Origin of the sequence: Agromyces sp. CCNWLW203 (assembly GCF_036576125.1) — a bacterium.
GTDB lineage: Bacteria > Actinomycetota > Actinomycetes > Actinomycetales > Microbacteriaceae > Agromyces.
In genome coordinates this window covers 1027766-1047968 of the sequence record NZ_JAZHYX010000001.1, presented here as the reverse complement: position 1 = coordinate 1047968, position 20203 = coordinate 1027766, and the positions used below count along the sequence as shown (strand labels likewise).

19 protein-coding genes and 1 tRNA gene are annotated in these 20203 nt (G+C 69.4%); 6 read left to right on the top strand and 14 right to left on the bottom strand.

The features are described from left to right. Positions 1 to 6: 6 nt before the first annotated feature. On the bottom strand, positions 7 to 255 hold the full coding sequence (locus VPH61_RS04795; RefSeq protein WP_332062537.1) for a cell division protein CrgA: 249 nt from the start codon (positions 253 to 255) through the stop codon (positions 7 to 9). A 63-nt stretch (positions 256 to 318) separates the two neighbouring features. Here VPH61_RS04795 and VPH61_RS04790 point away from each other — a divergent pair, with 63 nt between their 5' ends. Genes VPH61_RS04790 through VPH61_RS04780 form a run of 3 tightly spaced genes read left to right on the top strand, consistent with a single transcriptional unit; the run spans position 319 to position 1932 of the window. Next, positions 319 to 1110, top strand: a complete 792-nt coding sequence (locus tag VPH61_RS04790; RefSeq protein WP_332062366.1) for a class E sortase — start codon at positions 319 to 321, stop codon at positions 1108 to 1110. A gap of 3 nt (positions 1111 to 1113) precedes the next feature. After that, a complete protein-coding gene (locus tag VPH61_RS04785; protein WP_179551627.1) occupies positions 1114 to 1269 on the top strand; it encodes a hypothetical protein in 156 nt (51 codons plus the stop codon). 6 nt (positions 1270 to 1275) lie between these two features. Beyond that, entirely contained in the window at positions 1276 to 1932 is a 657-nt protein-coding gene (locus tag VPH61_RS04780) for an anthranilate synthase component II (RefSeq protein ID WP_332062365.1), read from the top strand. Positions 1933 to 1977: 45 nt separating this feature from the next. Here the strand turns inward: VPH61_RS04780 and pknB are convergent, their stop codons facing one another. The 9 genes from pknB to VPH61_RS04735 all read right to left on the bottom strand — a co-directional run bounded on the left by pknB (position 1978) and on the right by VPH61_RS04735 (position 14167). Continuing rightward, positions 1978 to 3672 carry a Stk1 family PASTA domain-containing Ser/Thr kinase gene (pknB, locus tag VPH61_RS04775; protein WP_332062364.1) on the bottom strand — a complete coding sequence of 565 codons (1695 nt, stop codon included), beginning with the start codon at positions 3670 to 3672 and terminating at the stop codon, positions 1978 to 1980. 58 nt (positions 3673 to 3730) lie between these two features. Then, a complete protein-coding gene (locus VPH61_RS04770) occupies positions 3731 to 5416 on the bottom strand; it encodes a protein kinase domain-containing protein (protein WP_332062363.1) in 1686 nt (561 codons plus the stop codon). Further along, positions 5413 to 6867 (bottom strand): peptidoglycan D,D-transpeptidase FtsI family protein, encoded by a 1455-nt coding sequence (locus VPH61_RS04765; protein WP_332062362.1) that lies wholly within the window; start codon positions 6865 to 6867, stop codon positions 5413 to 5415. The genes VPH61_RS04770 and VPH61_RS04765 overlap by 4 nt, the downstream gene beginning before the upstream one ends. Continuing rightward, the gene (locus VPH61_RS04760) at positions 6864 to 8261 is read right to left on the bottom strand and encodes an FtsW/RodA/SpoVE family cell cycle protein (protein ID WP_332062536.1); all 1398 of its coding nucleotides are present in this window, start codon (positions 8259 to 8261) and stop codon (positions 6864 to 6866) included. The genes VPH61_RS04765 and VPH61_RS04760 overlap by 4 nt, the downstream gene beginning before the upstream one ends. 13 nt (positions 8262 to 8274) lie before the next feature. Further along, entirely contained in the window at positions 8275 to 9507 is a 1233-nt protein-coding gene (locus tag VPH61_RS04755) for a PP2C family protein-serine/threonine phosphatase (protein WP_332062361.1), read from the bottom strand. 3 nt (positions 9508 to 9510) lie between these two features. Continuing rightward, complete coding sequence (locus tag VPH61_RS04750) at positions 9511 to 10086, bottom strand: FHA domain-containing protein FhaB/FipA (protein ID WP_332062360.1); 576 nt, start codon at positions 10084 to 10086, stop codon at positions 9511 to 9513. Continuing rightward, positions 10083 to 10832, bottom strand: coding sequence for a DUF3662 and FHA domain-containing protein (locus VPH61_RS04745; RefSeq protein WP_332062359.1), 750 nt, complete (start codon positions 10830 to 10832; stop codon positions 10083 to 10085). Before VPH61_RS04745 ends, VPH61_RS04750 begins: the two co-directional genes overlap by 4 nt. Before the next feature lie 96 nt (positions 10833 to 10928). Then, entirely contained in the window at positions 10929 to 13439 is a 2511-nt protein-coding gene (locus VPH61_RS04740) for a glycoside hydrolase family 65 protein (protein ID WP_332062358.1), read from the bottom strand. Beyond that, positions 13436 to 14167 (bottom strand): HAD family hydrolase, encoded by a 732-nt coding sequence (locus VPH61_RS04735; RefSeq protein WP_332062535.1) that lies wholly within the window; start codon positions 14165 to 14167, stop codon positions 13436 to 13438. Before VPH61_RS04735 ends, VPH61_RS04740 begins: the two co-directional genes overlap by 4 nt. A gap of 565 nt (positions 14168 to 14732) precedes the next feature. Between VPH61_RS04735 and VPH61_RS04730 the strand changes: the two genes are divergently transcribed. Continuing rightward, positions 14733 to 14819: transfer RNA gene (locus VPH61_RS04730), tRNA-Leu, on the top strand. A gap of 162 nt (positions 14820 to 14981) precedes the next feature. Continuing rightward, positions 14982 to 15362 (top strand): YybH family protein, encoded by a 381-nt coding sequence (locus tag VPH61_RS04725; RefSeq protein WP_332062357.1) that lies wholly within the window; start codon positions 14982 to 14984, stop codon positions 15360 to 15362. 77 nt (positions 15363 to 15439) lie between these two features. On the opposite strand, the gene VPH61_RS04720 is transcribed toward VPH61_RS04725, so the two are convergent. The 3 genes from VPH61_RS04720 to VPH61_RS04710 form a co-directional block, all read right to left on the bottom strand. Next, entirely contained in the window at positions 15440 to 16003 is a 564-nt protein-coding gene (locus tag VPH61_RS04720) for an RNA polymerase sigma factor (protein ID WP_332062356.1), read from the bottom strand. Between the two features lie 9 nt (positions 16004 to 16012). Continuing rightward, positions 16013 to 18445 carry a glycoside hydrolase family 5 protein gene (locus VPH61_RS04715; protein WP_332062355.1) on the bottom strand — a complete coding sequence of 811 codons (2433 nt, stop codon included), beginning with the start codon at positions 18443 to 18445 and terminating at the stop codon, positions 16013 to 16015. 128 nt (positions 18446 to 18573) lie between these two features. Continuing rightward, positions 18574 to 19236, bottom strand: a complete 663-nt coding sequence (locus tag VPH61_RS04710) for a pentapeptide repeat-containing protein (RefSeq protein ID WP_332062354.1) — start codon at positions 19234 to 19236, stop codon at positions 18574 to 18576. Positions 19237 to 19322: 86 nt separating this feature from the next. Between VPH61_RS04710 and VPH61_RS04705 the strand changes: the two genes are divergently transcribed. Further along, positions 19323 to 19553, top strand: a complete 231-nt coding sequence (locus tag VPH61_RS04705) for a hypothetical protein (protein WP_332062353.1) — start codon at positions 19323 to 19325, stop codon at positions 19551 to 19553. Here VPH61_RS04705 and VPH61_RS04700 read toward each other — a convergent pair. After that, complete coding sequence (locus VPH61_RS04700; RefSeq protein WP_332062352.1) at positions 19445 to 20116, bottom strand: YbaK/EbsC family protein; 672 nt, start codon at positions 20114 to 20116, stop codon at positions 19445 to 19447. The genes VPH61_RS04705 and VPH61_RS04700 overlap by 109 nt on opposite strands. Positions 20117 to 20203 lie beyond the last annotated feature (87 nt).

The window sequence follows — 20203 nt, the reverse complement described above, 5'->3', positions numbered from 1 at the left end:
CGCCGGCTAGCGCCAGCGTGTGGTCATGAGGAAGCCGATGAAGGCGATGCCGAAGCCGATCAGGATGTTCCACGAGCCGAGGTCGGCGACGGGGAACGCGCCCTGGCTCACGTAGAACACGATGATCCAGGCGAGCCCGACGAGCATGAAGCCGAACATGACGGGCTTGAACCACACCGGGTTCGGAGCCTCTTCGCCGCTCGCCTGTTCTGCGCGCGCGGGCTTCGATGATTTCGTACGTGCCATGCGGGTGATTCTAGCCGAGGGAAGGCCCGTGAACACATTCGGTTCACTGCCACCCCGACTAGAATCGCCCTCATGTCCGAGATCCAGGCCGATGGGCGGCGCGCACGCCGTTCCTCGGAGCGTCGGCGCCCTCGCGTCAGCGTGGTCGGCGTGCTCGGAGAACTGCTGCTCACGGCCGGTGCGCTCATCCTGCTCTTCCTCGGCTGGCAGCTCTGGTGGAACGACGCCATCATGGCCGGCCAGCAGTCGTCCGCGGCCTCCGAACTCAGCAGCGAGTGGCAGCAGCAGGCGAGTGAGACGCAGGGCACCACACCCCCGCCCGACCCGGCGGACTACGGCGAGCCTGTGGTCAACACGAGCGAGCTCGCTGACGGCGAGGCGTTCGCGGTCATGTACGTGCCGCGCTTCGGCGAGGACTCGCAGCGCAACATCGCCGAGGGCTACGGGCTCGACGTGCTGAACAGCTTCGACCTCGGGGTCGGCCACTACCCGCAGACCCAGCGACCCGGCGAGGTCGGCAACTTCGCGATCGCCGCGCACCGCAGTGCCTACGGCGGCGGTATGCACGAGATCGAGCAGCTGCAGCTCGGCGATGCGATCTACATCCAGACGAAGGACGGCTGGTACACGTACCGGTTCCGCGACTTCGAGTACGTGACGCCCGAGACGGTCGACGTGCTGGCACCGGTGCCGCACCACCCCGATCTCGCGCCGACCGACCGCATCGTCACGCTCACGAGCTGCAATCCGCTCTACTCGACCGCCGAACGCATCATCGCCTACGGCGTGCTCGAGTCATGGCAGCCGGCCTCCGCCGGAGCCCCGGCCGAGATCGCGTCCATCGTCGCAACCTGGGGGAGCTGAGCCATGTACGGTGCACTCTGGAGAGTGCTGCCCGGCCCCGTGTGGCTGCGCATCATCCTCATGCTGCTGCTCGTCGCAGCCGTCGTGTTCGCCCTGTTCACGTGGGTGTTCCCGTGGGTCGACGGCATCCTGAACCCGATCAACGTCACGGTGGAGTGAGCTGACATGGAACACGCCCGCACCCGGGTGCTCGTCGTCGACAACTACGACAGCTTCGTCTACACGCTGAACGGGTACCTGCAAGAGCTCGGCGCCGAGACCGAGGTCGTGCGCAACGACTCCTTCGACGTCGCCGACGTGCCCACGCGCATCGCCGAGTACGACGCCGTGCTCATCTCGCCAGGGCCTGGCAAGCCGTCGGATGCCGGTGTGTCGATCCCGATCGTCGAGGCCGCCCTCGCATCGGGGCAGCCCATCCTCGGCGTCTGCCTCGGCCACCAGGCGATCGCCGAGGCATTCGGCGCGGTCGTCACCAACGCCGAAGAACTCATGCACGGCAAGACCTCGCTCATCACGCACGACGACAGCGACTTCTACGACGGTGTGCCGCAGCCGTTCACGGCGACGCGGTATCACTCACTCGCTGTCGTCGACGACACCGTGCCGGCCGAACTCATCGTCACGAGTCGCACACAGGGCGGGGTCATCATGGGCCTGCGGCACGAGAGCGCGCCGATCTTCGGCGTGCAGTTCCACCCCGAGTCGGTCTTGACCGAGGGCGGCTACCGCATGCTCGGCAACTGGCTCGCGGTCGCCGGCCTGCCCGAGGCGCGCGAACGCGCCGTGGGACTCAGCCCGCTCGTGCGGGCGACGGCGGGCTAGGGGTTTCGAGACGGCCGTAGACGGCCTCCTCAACCCACGGGTGGGTCAGCCCGCGCAGTAGGTGAGCTCGACCGTGGAGTGCTGCGGCACGTCTCCGGGCGCCAGCGACTGCTTGGTGACCGGTGAACCCGGTTCCGCCTTGCACGACGCGTCGGGCTTCGGAACGGCCGTGAGCTGCAGGTTCTCGGCCGCGAGGTACGAGGTCGCGGCTTCGAGGGTCTGACCCGTCACGTCGGTCAGCGTCACCATGCCGCTCGAGATGCGGAAGTCGACGGTCGAGCCGACCTCGACCGAGGCTCCTGCCTCGGGCGCGGTGCCGAGCACGGTATCGCCGGGCACCGTCGGCGACGGTTCCCTGGTCTCGACGCCCGCTATCAGACCGAGCGCCGTGAGATCGGCCTTCGCCTGCTCGAGGGTCTTGTTCCGCAGATCCGGCACGGCGACCGCCTCGCGGCCCGTCGAGACGAACACGGTCACGGCGGTGCCGTTGTCGACCTTCTCGCCGGCAGGCGGGTCGGTGCCGATCACCTGGCCCGCCGGAACGGTCTCGTCGGTCTTCTCGACCGGGGTCGCCGGGAGCCCCAGCTCTTGCAGTGCGTCGACCGCCTCTTCATAGGTGCTCCCCGTGAGTACGGGGATCTCCCTGACGTTGGGCGGCAGCTCGGCCGTCGGCTCCAGATTGAACGCCCAGTACATGACGGCGATGACGATGACGATGACGCCGATGATGCCCGACCAGATCCAGATCGCCGGCGGGCGGCGCTGCGTGCGGGTCATGGTCTCGTCTTCGGCGAGCTGGCGCAGGGCGAGCTCGGAGCTCGAGAGCGAACCGGTCGGTGCCCCGAAGAGCATCGTGGCCTGATCGGGTTCGCGGTGCACCGGCACGCGACCTGATGCCGCGGTGTCGACGTCGGCCCGGAACTCGGCGGCCGTCTGGTAGCGCTGGTCGCGGTTCTTCGCGAGAGCGTGCAGCACGACCGAGTCGAGGGCCGGCGACACCTTCGGGTTGATGACGCTCGGCTTGACCGGGCGCTCGCTCACGTGCTGGTACGCCACGGCCACCGGGGTGTCGCCGCGGAACGGCGGCCGGCCGGTCAGCATCTCGAAGAGCACGACACCCGTGGAGTATAGGTCGGTGCGGGCATCGACCGTCTCGCCCTTCGCCTGCTCAGGCGAGAAGTACGAGGCGGTGCCGAGGATCGCCGTGGTCTGCGCCACGGTCGTCGACGAGTCCGAGACGGCGCGCGCGATGCCGAAGTCCATGACCTTCACCTGACCGGTGGTCGTGATCATGATGTTGCCGGGCTTGATGTCGCGGTGCACGACTCCCGCGCGGTGCGAGTACTCGAGTGCCGTCAGCACGCCGTCGATGACGCGCACGGCAGCGGATGCCTCGAGCGGACCGTCGTGGATGATGTCCTTGAGCAGGCGGCCCTCGACGAACTCCATGACGATGAAGGGCAGCTGCACTTCCTGGCCCGACCCGTCGACGACGGTCTCTTCACCGGCGTCGAAGACACGCACGATCGTCGGGTGCGCCATGCGGGCAGCCGACTGCGCCTCCTGACGGAATCGCATGCGGAACGCGGGGTCGGTCGCGAGCTGCGGCTTCAGCAGCTTGATCGCGACCTGGCGCCCCAGTCGGGTGTCGGTGCCGACGTGCACATCGGACATGCCGCCGCGCCCGATGAGAGCACCGACGCGGTATCGACCCGCGAGTACTCGTCCTTCATCGTTCACCGTGCAGCTCCATGCCCTCTCTCGTGTTCGACGGTTCTCGTCGGATCGTCGCTACTGGTCAGTTGTCTTCGACGGTCACCGTCAGCGGCGGCGAGGTCGGCGAGCTCACCGGGCCGCAGAAGTACAGGTAGGTCACCTGGAAGTCCTGCTGGCCGGCCATGACCTGCGCCGTCGTCGTGCCGGCCGGAACCGGACCCGGCGCGGTCGCGTCGCCCGTGACCTGCACCGAATAACCGGTCAGCTCCTGCCCGGAGGGGCACTGCTGCGCGGTCCACGAGATGGTGACGGGCACCTTCGCGTTGGGGTCGGACGACGGCGTGAACGGATTCGGGTTCGCGGTCGGTGCCGACGTCGGTGCGCTCGGCGTCTCGGGGGCGGCGTAGTACGTGATCGTCACCTCGGAGCCGATCTTCATGTTGCCCGTCGGGTTGACGTCGTACACCCGGCCGGCCTCATCGGCGTTCGCGCCGGGGTTGCCCTCGACGGCGTTCGCGACCATGCCGAGGGCACCGAGCTTCGCGCTCGCCTCGTCGACCGTGAGACCGAGGTAGTCCTCACGGTTGACCTGGGCGTTCGTGGGGGCCTCGGTGGTGGGCGGCGGCGGAGGCGGAGTCGTCGCCGTCTTCGACGGTGGCGTGGTGGGCGGCGTCGAGGGAGACTCCTTCTCGCCGCCGTTCAGTGCCAGCGCGATGATCGTGCCGATCAGCACGATCGCGAGCAGCGCGATGAGCACGATGAGCGGCCAGGTCCACGGACTGCGCTTCTTCTTCTCGTCGACCGGCTCTTCACCGTCGATCGGAGCGCCCGCGGCCGACGGCATCACCGTCGTGGCCGCGGTGGCACCGGCTGCCGGCATGAGCATCGTCGCGGCCGTGGCACCGGCGGCACCGAGCACGGCCGGCACGGCGGCCGCGGCGGCCTGCACGTCGCCCCGGCGGAGCGCCGTGGCGGCGCGGGCCAGGTGCGCGGCGGACTGCGGCCGGTCGGCCGGGTTCTTGGCGATGCATCCGTAGACCAGGTTGCGCACCGGCTCGGAGACCGTGACCGGCAGGTCTGGCGGCGTCTCGTTGATCTGCGCCATCGCGATCGCGACCTGCGACTCGCCCGTGAACGGCCGGCGGCCGGCGAGGGCCTCGTAAGCGACGATGCCGAGCGAGTAGATGTCGGTGGTCGGCGAAGCCGGGTGACCAGACGCCTGCTCGGGCGAGAGGTACTGCACCGTGCCCATGACCTGGCCGGTGGCCGTCAGTGGCACCTGGTCGGCGATGCGCGCGATGCCGAAGTCGGTGATCTTGACGCGGCCGTCGGGCGTGATGAGCAGGTTGCCGGGCTTGATGTCGCGGTGCACGAGGCCGGCGGCGTGGGCGGCCTGCAGGGCCGCAGCCGTCTGCGCGACGATGTCGAGCACCTTGTCGGTCGAGAGCACGTGCTCACGCTCGAGGATCGTCGACAGCGCCTCGCCGGGCACGAGCTCCATGACGAGGTAGGCGCTGCCGTCCTCCTCGCCGTAGTCGAAGACGTTGGCGATGCCCTCGTGGTTGACGAGTGCGGCGTGCCGGGCCTCGGCGCGGAAGCGCTCGAGGAAGCCCGGGTCGCCCAGGTACTCGTCTTTCAAGATCTTGATCGCGACCTGGCGACCGATGACGAGGTCGGTGGCCTGCCACACCTCGCCCATCCCGCCGATCGCGATGCGGGACTGCAGTTCGTAGCGCCCCCCGAAGGTGAGCCCTGCGCTCGGTCTCATTTGTTCAGCACCGCCTCTAGTACCTGCTTTGCGACGGGTGCGGCGATGAGATTGCCGTACCCCTCCTGGCCAAGTCCCCCGCCATCCTCAACGAGCACTGTGATCGCATACTGAGGATTGTCGGCGGGGGCAAAACCGGTGAACCAGAGAGTGTAGGGGTCACTCTCTCCGTTCTCCGCTGTACCCGTTTTACCGGCCACGCTGACGCCGTCTATTCTTGCATTACTCGCGGCCCCGTTCTCGACGCCGTTGACCATCATGCCGACCATCGTGTTCGCCGTCTCCTCGCTGATCGCGCGACCGAACTGCTCGCCCTCGAACTCCTGCAGCGGGGTGAAGTCGGGCGCCGTGATCTGGTCGACCAGGTTCGGGTTCATGACGATGCCGCCGTTGGCGATCGCGGCCGACACCATCGCCATCTGCATGGGGGTCGCGCGCACCTCGTACTGGCCGAATGCGGTCAGTGCCGTCTGCGCGTCGTCGAGTGCCCGCGGGTAGACGCTCGGCTCGGTGATCGTCGGGATGAAGAACTCGTGGTTGAATCCGAACTTCTCGGCCTGCTCGCGAATGGCGGCGTCGCCGAGCTCGATGCCGAGTTCTGCGAACGGGATGTTGCACGAGAGCCGCAGTGCGGTCGCGATGCTGACGGTCGCGCCGCCGCCGCAGTTGCCGCCCTCGGTATTGCGCACGACCGAGTCGGTGCCCGGCAGGGTGAAGGAGCTCGGGTTCGGCAGCTGGCTGTCGGGCGTGTAGTTGCCCGACTCGAGCGCCGCAGCGACCGTCACGAGCTTGAACACCGAGCCGGGCGGGTTCATGTCGCCGCCCGTCGCGCGGTTGAAGAGCGGGTCGGCAGGGTCGGCGAGGAGGCCCTCGTAGGTCGCCGTGACCTCGGCCGAGTTGTGCACGGCGAGGGTGTTGGGGTCGTACGTGGGCTTCGTCACCATCGCGATGATGCGACCGGTGGAGGGCTCGGTCACGATGACGGCGCCCGAGTAGTCGCCGAGCGCGTCCCACGCGGCCTGCTGCGCGACCGGGTCGATGGCCACCTCGACGGAGGCGCCCATGGGGTCTTGCCCGGAGATCAGGCGGTTGAGCGAGTCGAAGAACTGGCTCGACGACTGACCGCTCAGGTAGTCGTTGAGCGATCGCTCGAGGCCCGTGGCCTCGCCGTTCACGGGGATGAAGCCGGTGATCGGCGCGTACAGCGGCCCGTTCGCGTAGACGCGCTGGAACTTGTAGTCGTCGTCGGACGGCTGCGAGTACGCGATCGGCTCGCCGCCGACGAGGATCGGCCCGCGCTCGATCGAGTAGCTCTCGTAGAGCGTGCGCGAGTTGCGCGGGTCGGCTGCGAGGGCCTCGGCCTGCACGTACTGGATGATCGTCGTCGAGACGAGCAGCGTCAGGAACATGAGGAACGCGACGATGGAGACGCGCTTGAGTTCTCGATTCATCCGTCGATCACCAGCCTCGGATGGTTGCGTACCGTGTCGGAGAGTCTCAGTAGCAGCGCCACGATGATCCAGTTCGCGACGAGCGAGGAACCACCGGCTGCCAGGAACGGCGTCGTCAGGCCCGTGAGGGGGATGACCCGGGTCACGCCGCCGACGACGATGAAGACCTGCAGCGCGACGACGAACGCGAGCCCGACGCCGAGTAGCTTGCCGAAGTCGTCTTGGCCCGCGAAGCCGATGCGGAACCCTCGAGCCACGAACAGCAGGTAGAGCGCGAGGATCGCGAAGACGCCGGCGAGGCCGAGCTCCTCGCCGAGGCTCGCGATGATGTAGTCGCTCTGCGGCACGGGAGTGAGGTCTGGCCGGCCCTGGCCCCAGCCGGTGCCGATGAGGCCGCCGTTGGCGAGGCCGAACAGGCCCTGCACGAGCTGGTAGCTGCCGCCGATCTCGGCGTCGAAGCGGTCGGCGCTGAACGGGTCGAGCCAGTTCGCGAAGCGGTTGCCGACGTAGTCGAGCGTCTGGCTCGCCACGATGGCGCCGCCGATGAAGAGGCTCAGCCCGAGCACGACCCACGACAGCCGACTCGTCGCGACGTAGAGCATCACGAGGAAGAGTCCGAAGTAGAGGAGGGCGGTGCCGAGATCGCGCTGGAAGACGATGACCGCCATCGACAGCGCCCACACGATGAGGAGCGGCCCGAGGTCGCGCGCCCGCGGGAACCGCATGCCGAGGAACTTCGTGCCGACCATCGAGAGCGAGTCGCGGTTGCGCACGAGGTAGCCGGCGAAGAAGACGGCCAGCGCGATCTTCGCGATCTCACCTGGCTGGAAGGTCGCGATGTCGCCGAATCCGATCCACACGCGGGCCCCGTAGACCTCGCGGCCGAGACCCGGCACGAGGGGGAGCAGCAGCAGGACGATCGCCGCGAGCCCGGCGAGGTAGGTGTAGCGGAACAGCACCCGGTGGTTGCGGATGATCAGGATCGTCGCGATCGCGCAGATGATCGCGATGGCGCTCCACACGATCTGCCTGACCGCGGCGCTCTCCCAACCCGAGTCGCCCTCCGCGATGTCGATGCGGTAGATCATCGCGATGCCGATGCCGTTCAGCACCGTCGCGATCGGCAGCAGGAACGGGTCGGCGTCGCGCGCCACGAAGCGCATCACGATGTGCAGCCCGAACACGAGGAGCGAGAGGCCGGCGCCGAGCAGTACGAGCTGCGTGTCGATGCGGCCGAGCGCGCCGAGCTGCACGAGGAGGATCGCCGCGGCGTTGATGAAGCACGCCACGAGCAGCAGCCAGAACTCGAGGTTGCGCAACTTCTGGGGAATCCGGATGCGCCGGATGCCCTCGGGCGGCGTGCCCGTCAGCTCGGGGTTCTTCGCCTGGCTCAGGGAACGGGAGGAGTCACTCAAGGGATTCCTCCAAACGCTGCACGATGCGGTACGCCTCCGCATAGGAGCCCGCGCTGATCGTCTGCTGGACCCGCTGCTGGTCGTAGGTGCGGAGCTCGGCGACGTCGAGCTCGGTCTCGGTGAACAGCTCGTGCAGCGAGATCGGCCCGAGGTTCTGCTGGATGCCCTGGTAGATGGCGACCCGGCCGTTCGACTCGCCCACGTAGAACCGGGTCTGCGTCCACTGGTAGCCGAGCGTGAACGTCGCCACGATCGCGCCGATCAGCAGCACGATCCAGAAGCCCCACACCCAGCGGCGACGGCGACGGCGACGCGCGTCCTCCTCGATGATCTCGTCGAAGAAGTCCTCGGAGTCGGGCTCGAAGTGCGTCTCTTGAACGGGGTGCGGGCGGAAGGGCGTCAAGCGGATGCCGCGCGGCCGCACTGGCTCGGACGCCTGGCCGAACGCCGGCGGTGCCGCCGCCGACCCGACGATGAGCGGCGGCGTCGCAGGGGCCGGCGGTTCGCCGATGTCGAGGATCACGACGGTGACGTTGTCGGGAGCACCGCCGTCGAGGGATGCCTTCACGAGCCGATCGGCGACCTGCTTGGCGCCGGCGTCGGTCGACATGATGTCGTGGATGTCGTCGAAGGAGGCGACACCCGAGAGTCCGTCGGAGCAGAGCATCCAGCGGTCGCCGTCACGGGTGTCGAGCACGAGCGCGTCGATCTCAGGGGAGGCCTCGACGTCGCCGAGCACGCGCATGAGCACCGACCGGCGCGGGTGCACCATCGCTTCCTCGGCGGTGATGCGGCCCGCATCGACGAGGCGCTGCACGAAGGTGTGGTCGGTCGAGATCTGGCTGAGCTCACCCGAGCGCAGCAGGTAGATGCGGGAGTCGCCGATGTGCGAGATGACGACGCGGTCGCCGACGAGCAGCACGGCGCTCACGGTCGTGCCCATGCCCGTCAGCTCGGAGTGATCGGCGACGGTAGCCGCGAGCTGCCGATTGGCCGCGATCAGGGCGCCTTCGAGGGAGGCCGATGCCTCGGCCGTGTTGTCGTAGTCGACGTCGGCCTCGGCGATGCGCCGCGTGGCGATCGCGCTCGCGACGTCGCCGCCCGCGTGGCCACCCATGCCGTCGGCCACGACGAACAGCCGCCGCCCCGCATACCCGGAGTCCTGGTTGTTCGAGCGGATTCGCCCCACATGCGAGACCGCGGCGCTCGCCTTGATGTTCGCCATGGGCTACCGCCGCAGCTCGAACGTCGTCGCTCCGACCTTCACGGTGGCTCCGAGCGGGATCGGGGTGGGCACGGTCACTCGGGAGCCGTTGAGGAAGGTGCCGTTGGTCGAGTCGAGGTCCTGCAGCATCCAGCGACCGTTCCACTGCATGAGCCGCGCGTGGTGGGTCGAGGTGTAGTCGTCGCGGATGATGATCGCCGAGTCGCTCGACCGGCCGATCGTGATCTCGTCGTGGCCGAGTGGGAACTCCGCGCCGTTCTTCGTGCCGCTCGTGATGACGAGCCGCGTCGCGTTCTCACTCGACGCGAGCTCACCCGAGCCGCCGCCGCTCGACGAGTGCGCGACCGGAGCGGTCGGTGCTGCGGGTGCCGCCGCCGCCACCGGGGTGCTCGGGAACGCGGAGGCCGCGACGGGCGCTGCCGCTGCACCGGCGCCCGCCGCAGCGGCCGCCTCGGGCCGCATCTTGCGCACGCGCTGGCCGAACAGGTCGCTGCGGAGCGCATAGACGATCGCGAAGATGAACACCCAGAGCAGCACGAGGAAGCCGAGCTGGAGCACGAGGAGGGTGAGTTCGCTCATTCGCCGGGCCCCCAGAACCCGCCCATGTCGTGACGCTCGGTGGCCGGGTCGGTGCGGCCGCGCGAGCTCGGACCCGCGCTCGAGGCCTGCGCCAGCACGCGGAAGGTGATGCGGGAGCGGCCGATGCCGATGACCGAGTCGGGTTCGAGGATCGCGTCCTTGACCGGGGAGCCGTTCAGCTGCGTGCCGTTCGTCGAGCCGAGGTCGCGCACTCGCGCCCGGCTGCCGTCCCACTGCACCTCGGCATGGCGGCGCGAGGCACCGGAGTCGTCGAGCGTGATGTCGGCCTCGCTGCCGCGGCCGATGACGGTGCGGCCCTTCATGATCGGGTAGCGCTTGCCGTTCACGTCGAGCACCGGGGTCCAGGCGACCTGGCCCTTCACGTTCTGCGAGTCGACCTGGACCATGCCGACGGCGAGGCCGGGATCGGCGTGCAGCGAGAGCGTGATGCCGCCCGCGAACTGGAAGTGCTGGCTCGCCGCGTGCTTCTGCACGAGATCGACGAGCTCGTCGATGAGCGCCGGCCCGAGGCCCGACATGCGCGCGTGGTCTTCAGGCGACATGCGCACGACGAAGCTGTTCGGCACGAGCACGCGGTCGCGCGAGACGACGGCCGCCTTCGTGTCGATCTCCCGCTTCAGGGCTGAGGTGATCTCGACGGGTTGCAGCCCCGAGCGGAAGGTCTTCGCGAACGCGCCGTTGACGGCTCGCTCGAGACCTTTCTCGAAGTTGTCCAGTAGGCCCACAGGTCTCCCGCTCCAGATTCGCACCGAGGCCGTCGTTGCTGATCGACGCCCCGCGACTTGTGACATGGTAGCCCGAAGGGCTGGGAAGACTCGTGATCAGTCGATCTGGATCGTCGAGTCGGCTTCGTCGACGTCGAGCGACAGGGTCGGGATCGACGCCGTGAGCAGGCTTCCGTCGGCGCGGCGCGAGCCCGTGACATCCCGCATCGTCGGCGCCCCGTAGAGACGGGGACCCTGGCCGTCGAGCGGCACCGAGACATCCGCTTCGGAACTCACGATCGTCTCGACGCCGCGCACTCGGACCCGCGCCTCGATGCCGTCTTCGACGGCGAAGGAGATCGCGTCGGAGTCGAGCGTCACCCGTACCCGCGTGCCGCGAAGCGTGACGCGGAACGTCAGGCGCTGCCAGCCGTCGGGCAGGCGCGGGTCGAACGTGAACACCCCGTTGTGGTCGCGGAAGCCGCCGAATCCCGACACGAGCGCGCTCCACACCCCGCCGGTCGAGGCGACGTGCACGCCGTCGGCCGTGTTGTTGTGCAGGTCGGCGAGGTCGACGAAGAGCGCGGAGCGGAAGTACCGCATCGCGAGCTCGTGGTAACCCACCTCGGCCGCGACGATCGACTGCACGACCGCCGACAGCGTCGAGTCGCCCGTCGTCAGCGGGTCGTAGTACTCGAAGTTGGCGCGTTTGGCCTCGGTCGAGAAGCGGTCGCCCTGCAGGTACAGGGCGAGCACGACGTCGGCCTGCTTCAGCACCTGGAAGCGGTAGATGACGAGCGGGTGGTAGTGCAAGAGGAGCGGGCGCCGGTCGTCGGGGGTGGCCTCGAGGTCCCACAGCTCCTTCTGGAGGAAGGCGCTGTCTTGGGGATGGATGCCGAGCTGCGCATCGAACGGGATGTGCATGTGGAACGCCGCCCGCCGCCAGCTCGCGACCTCGGCCGGTGTCACCGAGAGCCGCTCGACGAGACGCTCGTACGCCACCGGGTCGAGCAGTTGCAGGTCATCGACAGCGGATGCCGCGGCGGCCAGGTTCGCCCGCGCCATCACGTTCGTATACAGGTTGTCGTTGACGACGGTCGTGTACTCGTCGGGCCCCGTGACCCCGTGGATGTGGAACACGTCGTCGGCGTTCGAGCGCCAGAACCCCAGGTCTTCCCACATGCGAGCGGTCTCGACGAGGATGTCGATCGCGCCGCGGGCGAGGAAGTCCTGGTCGCCGGTGGCGCGCACGTACTGGTTCAGCGCATAGGAGATGTCGGCGTCGATGTGGTACTGCGCGGTGCCGGCCGCATAGTACGCGCTCGACTCCTGTCCGTTGATCGTGCGCCACGGGAACAGGGCCCCGAGCTGGTTCAGCTCGAGCGCCCGGGCGCGGGCGGCAGGAAGCATCCGCTGCCTGAATCGCAGCACGTTGCGCGCGACGACCGGTGCCGTGTAGCTGAGGAACGGCATCACGTAGACCTCGGTGTCCCAGAAGTAGTGACCGCCGTAGCCCGAGCCGCTCACGCCCTTCGCGGCGACGCCGTCGCCGTCGGTGCGCGCCGTGGCCTGCGCAAGCTGGAACAGGTTCCACCGGGTCGCCTGCTGGATCGCGGCCTGGCCCTCGATCTCGACATCGGACCTTGCCCAGTAGTCGTCGAGCCACGCGCGCTGCTGCGCGAACAACTCGGCCACGCCGAGTTCGGCGGCACGATCGAGCGTGCGGTCGCAGCGGTCGACGAGTTCGCGCGTCGGCACCGACCGGGCCGTGTGATAGCTGATCGTCTTCGTCACGCGGATGGGCTTGCCCTGCTTGGCGTGCACCCGGTAGATGTGCTTCGCGAGGTCGTCGCCGATGGAGCTCGACTCGGTGAACTGGTTCTCGGTCGTGATGCGGTGCTCGGCGCCGACCGCGATCGTCATGCCCGAGTTCGTCGTCTGGTAGCCGAGCATGTACCGCCCGCCCTCGGCCCGCTTCACCCTCGGCTGCATGACGCGTTCGTTGAACATCTCGGCCTTGCGCGGGTCGAAGCTGCCGACCGCCTCGGGCACGCCCGAGCGGTACTCGTCGCGCCCGTCTTGGCGGTTCAGGATCTGGCTCGAGATCGTCACCGCCGCATCGGCGTCGAGCAGCTCGACCTCGTAGTCGAGCACCGCGAGGTGACGGTCGGTGAAGCTCACCATGCGCCGGCTCGTGATGAGCACGCGCTTGCCCGACGGGGTGCGCCAGACGATCGAGCGGCTGAGGGCACCGAGCCTGAAGTCGAGCCGGCGCTCATAGGAGAGGAGCTCCGCGATGGTGAGCACGAGAGGCTCGTCGTCGACGTAGAGGCGGATCACCTTCGCGTCGGGCGCGTTCACGATGGTCTGGCCCACCCGGGCGAAGCCGAACGCCTCTTCGGCGTGACGGATCGGCCACGTCTCGTGGAAGCCGTTCACGAAGGTGCCGTGCATGTGGCCGTCGCGGCCCTCCTCGACGTTGCCGCGAAGGCCGAGGTACCCGTTGCCGACCGCGAAGATCGTCTCGGTGCGGCCCATGTCGGCGTCGCCGAACTCGGTCTCCACGAGCGCCCATTCGTCGATGGGGAAGCGTGTGCGGTTCAGCGGGTCGTGGTCGGCGAACCTCATTCGCGTTCCTCTCGGGGGGTGGTGGCGGGCAGGAGGGGGATCAGCTCGTCGAGCTCGTCGACCACGAGGTCGGCGCCGAGCGCCTCGAGCGCTTCACGCCCGACGCCCCGGTCGACGCCGATCACGATGCCGAACTCGCCGGTCGCGCCGGCGGTCACGCCCGATTCGGCGTCTTCGACGACGGCGCAGGCCTCGGTCGGCACGCCCAGCAGTTCGGCCGCGCGCTCGAAGGTGTCGGGGGCCGGCTTGCCGGGAATGCCGTCGCGCGCGGCGACCGCCCCGTCGACGACGACTTCGAAGCGATCGGCGAGCCCCGCGGCGGCCAGCACCGAGGGGGCGTTCTTCGAACTCGAGACGACGGCCATGAGGCATCCGCTCGCCTGCACCGCGTCGAGGAAGGCCACGCTCGCCGGATACGCCTCGACGCCCTCTTCAGCCAGCGTCTCGTTGAAGGCCTCGTTCTTGCGGTTGCCGAGCCCGTGCACGGTGTCTTCGGACGGCGCGTCGGTCACGTCGCCCTCGGGCACGCGGATGCCGCGGCTCTCGAGGAGGCTGCGCACGCCGTCGTAGCGGGGCTTGCCGTCGATGTACGAGAAGTAGTCGGCCTCGGTGTACGGAGCGGCGCCGTGCTGCTCGAGGTACGGCGTGAAGAGGCGGGCCCACGCGTGCATGTGCACCGTCGCCGTCGGCGTCAGCACGCCGTCGAGGTCGAAGAGATAGGCACGGATGCCGCGGAGAGTCCGGGTGGACGCGCTGGGGGAGGTGTCGGCAGCAGCGCGGTCATGCGCGTGCGTGGACTCGCTGGGGGAGTTGTCGGCAGCAGCGCGGTCATGCGCGTGCGTGGACTCGCTGGGGGAGGTGTCGGCAGCAGCGCGGTCATGCGCGTGCGTGGACTCGCTGGGGGAAGTGTCGGCAGCAGCGCGGTCATGCGCGTGCGTGGACTCGCTGGGGGAAGTCAAACTGCGGTCCTTTCGTCGCAACGGTCGGGGCAACGGAACCCGCTGATCGATGCTATTCCCGGGTGGTGGGGGAGCGCGAGGTGCGAGCAGGACTCGGAGGAACCGTGGAGGGTCGGCGGCGCGCCGCTCGCCGCCACCGTTGTGGCGTGCACCCCGGCTTGGGATCGCTGAGTCGCAGGATCGATCGTGCGACACGCCGTAAGCCGTCGGCGTGTCGCGGCGTACATCCTGTGACTCAGCGTGCGGCGTGAGGCATCCGCTGCCCTCGAATGGCTTTGCCGGGCGCGAGATGTTAGTCTCTCGTGGTTGGACGCACGAGAGTGCGACCACACGTGCGCGAGTGGCGGAATTGGCAGACGCGCTGGCTTCAGGTGCCAGTACTCGCAAGGGTGTGGGGGTTCAAGTCCCCCCTCGCGCACCACCTATCGAACGGTCCGGGTCTCCATGAGACTCCGGGCCGTTTTCGTTTGCGGCGCAGAGCCCAGGCGCAGGGCGGTCGCATACGCGTGTCACACCTCGGGCGCTGCGGCGTCTTTCTCTAGAGGGGCCGGCAACAGGCGGGCCTCACGAAGAAAGGCGCGTCATGGCGACCCCTGTCACCTCACTCGACCAGCTCAACCTCGCGTTCGCCGACCGGTTCAACGCGCGCGACCTCGATGGTCTGATGGCGCTGAACGTCGACGACGTCGTGTTCGTGCCCGCGCCCGGTCAGCCCGTGCAGGGCACGGAGGGCGTGCGCGGCGCGCTCGAGCAGTTCCTCGGCCTGAACCTGCCGATCACGATGACGGTCCGTCACGTGTTCCAGAGCGGCCGCACCGGTCTCGCGATCGCCGACTGGACGATCACGGGCACCGGACCCGACGGCTCCGAGATCGCGCTGGCCGGCACCACCGCCGACGTCGCGGTCCACGACGAGCAGCACGGATGGCGCTACGCCGTCGACAACCCGTTCGGCACCGCCTGAGCGACATGACCACGGGAGGGCCGGCCGCTGGGGGAACAGGGCCGGTCTTCCCGTCGGGGTCTCGTCGCCGGCGAGTGTCAGGATGCTTCGGACATGCCGGATTCCCGGCACTCGGCGAGGGACTTCCGTGCGCGGGAGATGCGCTGGCGCGCCGCGGCGGGCGAGATCTCGAGCCGTTCGGCGATCTCGGGAGCCGAGAGTTCGTCGACGACGCTGAGGAGCAACGGCTCGCGGAGGGAATCGGGAAGGCCTCTGATCGCACCGAGAGCGCCGTCGAGAATCACCCGCAGTTCGACGTCGCCGGCGACGCTCGTTCCGGCGGCCAGGTCGGGGGCGTCATCGTCGAGCGCCGCCACCGGGCGACGTGCCCGCTGGCGGGCGAGGTCGGCCGCTGCATTCCTGGCGATGGTGTCGAGCCACGAGCACATCTGGCCGGGCTCCGGCGCGTGCAGTTGCTCGATCGATCGCCAGGCCCGGAGCAGCGCCGTCTGCGCGACATCCTCTGCGTCATCGGGCGCGACGCCGAGCGAGATGCTGCGCCGCCGGAGCCGGTCGGGCTCCGCCGCGATCATCGCGGTGAGCGAGGCGCGGCGGCCGTCGTCTCGGCGGTCGCGCCCGCTCGGCGCCGGCTCGAAGGTCATGCCTCGAGGCTAGCCGTTGGTCGTCAACGTGTAGTCGCCGTCGGCACAGCCCGTCACGATCCATCCGCCCGGCACTTCGGTCGATTCGACCTTCGTGATGCCAGTGACCTCGACGTCGGGCTCGGAGCCGCCGGGGACCCACACCGCGAGGTCGCAGCTGCGGTCGGGGGTCGTTCCGGCGAGATCGACGGCGGCGCCCTCAGCTTCGAGCGACGTCAGCATGCCCGGAGCCGACTGCGGGTACGCGCGGCTCAGGATCTCGAGGAGTTCCGATTTGGGCGGCGCGTCGCCGCCGGTCTCGCACTCCTGCATCATGAGCGCATTGCCGAAGGGGCCGATGCCGTTCTGCGGGTCACCGCAGGCCTGCTTCCAGACCCAGTACGCGCTGCCGAGCCTGCGCTCGTCTTCTTCGTCGGCGTAGCGGTTCATGCGGGCGAGCACGTCGTCGTCCTCGCCCCAGTAGCCGTACTCGCCCGACCACAGGGGGGCGTCGTAGAGGTCGGCGACGCGCTGCGCGAGCGCGAACTGGCGCTCGATGCTGACGATCGGCGGGATGCCGAGGTCTCGGTCCATCGTGATCGATTCGGCGTAGAGGTGCGGCGAGAAGACGATGTTGTCGTCGTCGGTGAAGCCGGGGGTCGGGCCGGTGTCGAATCCGAGGCCAGACCAGAGGATGCTCGGCTCGAAGAACACGATCTGCTGGGCACCGGCCTCGCGGATCTCGTCGATCGCCCGGTCGTAGAACCTGCCGAGCTGGTGCGACGTCGTCACGGGCGCCGTCTCGCCGAAGCCCGGCTCATTGATCAGGTCGAAGCCCGCGACCATCGGCTCGTCGGCGAACTCGGCGGCGAGCTCACCCCAGGTCTCGGCGAACGCGGTCTGCACCCCGTCGGTGTCGAAGTAGAAGTTCTGGAACGCACGGTCGCCGGCGGGGGAGATGTCGCGCCCGGTGAACTGGCAGCGCGGCGCGCCGTCGGTGATCGTCGCCCACTCGGGTGCGCCGTCGTAGCCCCACATCTCCTCGGTGCCGGGGCGGCACACGGTGCCTTCTTCGGTCGGGCCGTTCCACCAGCCGTCCTGATGCATGTCGAGCACGGTGTAGATGCCGTGCTCCGCGCCCCAGCCCACCGCCTCCTCGATCTTCGCGAGGTACTTGGGGTCGAGCGTGCCGCGCTCGGGCTCGAGCGCTGACCACGAGAGGTTCAGTCGCACGACGTTGAACCCGTATTCGGCCATACCCGCGTAGTCGTTCTCGGTCAGCGGCCGCGTCGCGGGCACGTCGGGCTGGTGCTGGTAGAAGTCGACGAGCTGGTTGACGTTCGCGCCCCGCAGCAGCACCTGGTTGCCGGCGTCGTCGGTGATGATCGAGCCCTCGGCACGGAGGAAGCCCTCGGGGGGCGAGACCGCAGCGCCGGCGGCACCGGCCTCTGCGGAGGCGGCTTCGGCGCTCGGTACGGCGAGGGTCGCGCCGATCGCACCCACTGCCAGCACCGCGACTGCAGCGGCCACGAGCTCGGGGGCCTGTTCGGCCCGGGCCGTGCGCCCGGCATGAACGCGGTCGAAGACGACGGCGCTCACCCCGACGATCCAGCCGAGACAGGCGCCGAACGCGAGCCCGTCGGCGACCGTCACGTAGGCCGCCATCAGCGGCCAGATGTCGCCGGCGAAGCCGCCGTCGACGACCAGGGCGACGACGGCCTGCACGAGGCCGACGAGACCGCCGGCGAGGAGCGCGGCGAGCCAGCCGCCGAGTACGCCGGGCACGCGCGCCCGCATCCAGCGCAGGCACAGGGCGGTCGCCCCGGCGATCAGCACCACCGCGACGAGCATCGAGGGGATGCCGCGGTCGAGACGTGCCACCGGGATGCCGACCGCGTAGACGGCGCCCGTCCACCAGAGGCCCGCGAGGAGCGGTGCGACGACGGCGATGATCACTGCGGCGGGCCAGATCGAACCGTGTTCGAACGACCGGCGCGTCGTCGGGCCCCCGAGCCAGCGTGCGAGCGCTGCGACGATGAGCGCCGCGGGCACGGCCTTCGCCGTCACGAAGCCGGCGGCCCACGCGGCGACCGCGAGGTCCCACGTCATGACGAAGCAGGCCGCGGCCTGGGCGAGGAGCACCGCCAGCACGACGCCCGCCGCGAGGGTCCAGAACCGGTCGCCGGCGCGCACCGCCGCCCACCACACCACGCCGAGCACCACGGGCACGAACACCAGGTAGGGCGCGAACGGCCACATACCGGCACTCGCCTGCGGAATCGCCCCCGACCAGCCGACAAGAGCCAGCAGTCCCGTCGGGTCGGCGACGGCCTGGACCACGATCAGGCCGAGCATCGCGATGACGGCGACGAGGGGGCGACGAGCGGTGCGGCGAGCACCGGCTGACACTGGGGTCGTGCGCTCCGCCTGATCGTCGGGATGCGTCGTGGGGGCGTCGTGCATCGGGAACCTCGCTGTCCGTCGAACTGGGTCGCCTGACCCAGTTCGGCCCACACTAGCTGCCGCCGAAGACCCGCGGAAGGGCCGTTCGATCACGACACCGCATCGATGCGCGCAACCCGCGTGCGAGGTCAGTCCACGACGCGGATGCCCACGTGGTTCGCGAGCGTCGTCGCGAGCAGCGCGACCTGCATGCCGTCCATCGTGGCGCCCCGAAGCCCGTCGATACCGCTGATCGCGGCGAGGTCGAGGCCGCGCAGGTCGACGTCGCTGAGCCTGGCACCCGTCACGTCGAGCGAGCGCACGTCGCACTGCTCGAACGCGACCCGCTGGGCTTTGGCGTTGCCGAGGTCGAGTTCTTCGATGGTGCAGTCGGTGAAGCGGATGTCGCGGATCTCGGCTCCGCGCAGATTCACGAAGCCGAGCTTGCAGCCGACGAAACGCACCGACTCCCAGCGGTTGTCGTAGAACTCGACGGAACCGATGCGCGAGCCCGAGACGAGCACGTCGCGGAGCGTCGCACGCGGTGCGCGCAGCACCGGCGCCTCGAGCCGCTCGATCACGGTCTCGGTGATCACGGCGCCGCGGAGCAGCGCGTCATGGGCGAACACCCCGACGAGCTCGGACTCGCCGATGGCGACCCCCGTGAGGTCGCGTCCGCCGAGGCCGCCGCCGCGGTAGCGCCGCCCCTCGACCCGGTCACCGCCCGCGAGCTCGCCGATCTCGCGCTCGACGAGGTCGACCAGCCGGATCTCGTCGATGCGCGGCGGCTTGGGCCCGGTCTCTCTCGGCATGCGTCCTCCATCTGCGCGACCCGTGACCGCGGGCCGCATCGAGGCTAACCCCCGGCGCCGACACCGCCGGCTCCTACGATGAGTGGATGCGTCGCACCCTCGTGATCATCGGCGGCATCGTGCTGAGCTGGGTGATCGGCGCCGTCATCGTGCGCCTCGGCCTCGACTGGGCCGACACGTTCTCGTACAGCGAGGCGTCCGAGTGGCGCTATCTCGGTGTCGCCGTCGCGGCGCTCCTCGTCGCGGTCGGTGGTTCGGTCACGACGCTGCTCGTCGCGCTGCGGCCTCGACGGAGCAAGGCTGCGGCGCGCGACTGAGTGGGCTCCAGAGGGCGCCTACGCCCTCGGCTGTGCGATCGGAAGCACCTCGGCATTCGGCAGGCTTGCGAGCAGCGCACCCGAGACGAGCAGCTTCGATCCGCGGATGCCGCTACGACGATGAGTCGCTCGTGCGCCGCGACGGACTGGTCGACGAGGATCGGCCAGTCGGCGGGCAGGCCGATCGGCGTGATGCCGCCGTACTGCATGGCAGTGAGCTCGACCGCGGCGTCCATCGAGGCGAACGAGAGCTTGCGCGCGTCGAGGTGCCGGCGCACGGCGCCGTTCACGTCGAGCCGGTCGGCGCCGCGCACGAGGCACGCGGCGTACCAAGTGCGCTCGCCCCGTCGGGCCTGCACGATCACACAGTTCGCGCCGTCGCCCATCGAGATCTCGTAGTGCTCGCAGAAGGCGGCCGTGTCGGCGAGACCGGGGTCGATCGCGGCGACCAGCACCGTCGAGGCATCCGCTGCCGGCATCGCGTCGATCGCGGCCGCCGTGGAAGCCGCGAGCAGGTCGGGGGAGTCGGCGGCGGGCGTGAAGTCGAGCGTTCCGAAGCGCATCCGAGCAGCGTACTCGCCTGCCGCCTGGACGCCCCGCGAGCGACATCGAGAGTATTCAGGAGATCCCGCAAGATGAGGTCCCTGGGC